The following is a 2,560-nucleotide window of genomic DNA, read 5'->3' as shown; positions in this document are numbered from 1 at the left end:
CCACCAACTCGGCTGCGCCACCGTCGCCATCTCCCCCCTCGACATCCAGCCCCTCCCCGCCTGATCCCATGCCCTCCATCAGATTATGAGCCAATCCAGAACTAAACTTGGACTAATAAACTCATCCATTTCGTCCATATACATGGTCGTACAACTCCTGTTGGGCTTCTACTCCAGAAAAATCTTCATCAACTACCTCGGCGACGAAATACTCGGACTTAACACTACTGCCGTCAACATCCTTCAATTCATTAACCTTGCTGAACTCGGAATTGGCACAGCCGTTGGATTCTCACTCTACCGACCCATACGCCAAAAAAATCACGACACAATCTGTGAAATCATCGCCCTTCAAGGCTTCCTATATCGACGAATAGCAATTTTCATGATAATTGGAGCATTGGCCGTAATGGCTTTCTTCCCAATTATCTTCAAAAAAATATCACTACCCCTCTGGTACGCGTATGCATCTTTTGGAGTTATGCTTTTCAGTTCACTCCTCAGCTATTTCTTCACCTATCGTCAAGTACTCCTTTCATCCTCTCAAAAAGACTACGCCATCCAACTCTATTACCGCACATGGATCATCATTAAGATTGTCTTCCAAATGCTTGCTGTCGCCAAACTGCCCAACCCTTATGTATGGTGGCTTATACTCGAAGTGATTTTTGCAATAATTGCAACCATTTCACTACACCGACACATCAAACACACATTCCCCTACCTCCGCCCCGTCACCCAATCATTCCACCAGCTAAAAAAAACTCATGCTATCATATTCACAAAAATCAAACAACTCATTTTCCACCGCATCGCCGGGTTTGCTCTTTTTCAAGCATCACCACTCATAATCTACGCCTACCTATCCCTTTCAGTAGTCACCATCTACGGCAACTACCTTATTATAGTCAACGGCATCCGCAGCGCCTGCGACGCAGTGTTCGGCAGCACAGCTGCAGGCGTAGGCGATCTCATAGCTGAAAATAACACTTCTAAAATACTAACAGTATTCGAAGAAATGTTCAGCATCCGCTTCTTTTTCGCAACAATTGCATCTGTCTGTTTCACAATACTTACACCACCGTTTATCCAACTGTGGATTGGCCGATCATACATCCTACCCGCAATTACAGTCATCATAATAGCCGGAGTCTTGTTCATCAACATATATCGCAATGCCCTCGATATCTTTATCAACGCCTTCGGTCTGTTCAAAGACATTTGGTCACCTATTGCCGAAGCATTAATCAACATCACTATATCCATAGCTTTTGGTTATCTATGGGGTCTTCCGGGCATACTCTCCGGATCACTCATAAGCCTTATTATTATCATAGGCATTTGGAAACCGTATTTCCTTTACACCTGCGGACTAAAACAGCCACCACTCAAATATCTCACACTCTTTCTACGTTATACTCTTCTGGCAACTGCAGCGATTCTTATTACAACAACCCTTTACAGATTCATTCCCATCGATCCCGCAGCATCTTGGACACGATTTCTCATCGCTTCCACACTATTTGTCATCCTACTGTCTGCCATATTGTCCACCACACTATATTTTACTACCAAAGGCTTCCGGCTATTTATTAACCGCCTCATCAATCTTACAAAATGAAAATCCTCTATTCTGGATTCAAAGGAATTATGCACTCCGCTAATGGCGGCTACAACAAAGTGACTTATAACAACGTAAACAAAACAGTATTATATTCAGAAGATCAACCATTAGGTCGATTTTTTTACACCAGAGTCTTGTATCACATCCCAAGACTGATTTTAGAGTTCAAGACGCGTATATTGAGATACAAACACGACATAACGCATCTATTTTACGGAGAACTCACATGCATAAATTATATTCCTTATAGACAAAGCCAAAAACATAAGATTGTAATAACTCTTCATCTTGATATAGAAAACAATTGGAAGCAAAAGAGATTCATCAAATTTCTAAAAACGATGGATGGTATCATCGTCCTGAGCACTCAACAAAAAAAAATCTTAAACGAAAAATTCGGCATCAAGAGTGTCTTCATCCCTCACGGATTCGATAAACCATCTTTTACAAAAAAGATCCCAGCTGATATAAATAATCATGTAATATGCAATGACAACATCAACGTTTGCACAATCGGGAAAAATTATCGTGATTTAGAAACACTTGAATACATTATACAAAAAAATCACAAAATAATTTTCCACCTCATCGGAATAGATCATACATATAAATCTATACTTGGCCAATATGGTAACGTCCGTATTTACAATCGATTATCCGACGATGAGTATTATTCTCTTATCGAACTCTGTGATTATAACTTCTTACCTGTCACCTTTGCCACTGCTAACAACACATTACTTGAAGCACAATCACTAGGAATCACATCTATTCTACCACTGATAGATGGAATTAATGATTATGCATATAACGGGAATCTTTTTTATAAAGACAAAGAGGAGCTACTTAAAATCTTTCTCAATCTTCAAAAAAATCGTAAAAGATATGATCTGATCAATTTTTCTCGTAAGTACAACTGGAATAACATATATACGC

General features: G+C 40.0%; 2 protein-coding genes. Both read left to right on the top strand.

Going from position 1 to position 2,560, the window contains the following annotated elements; genetic code table 11:
• Positions 1-142 precede the first annotated feature (142 nt).
• Entirely contained in the window at positions 143-1,621 is a 1,479-nt protein-coding gene (locus C5O24_RS12465; RefSeq protein ID WP_107036032.1) for an MATE family efflux transporter, read from the top strand.
• A gap of 344 nt (positions 1,622-1,965) precedes the next feature.
• The coding region (locus C5O24_RS14650; protein ID WP_439331594.1) for a glycosyltransferase family protein at positions 1,966-2,560 on the top strand (595 nt) is incomplete at its 3' end.

The sequence above is a fragment of the Paramuribaculum intestinale genome, from assembly GCF_003024925.1.
GTDB lineage: Bacteria > Bacteroidota > Bacteroidia > Bacteroidales > Muribaculaceae > Paramuribaculum > Paramuribaculum intestinale.
This window is presented reverse-complemented; position numbering and strand designations above follow the sequence as displayed.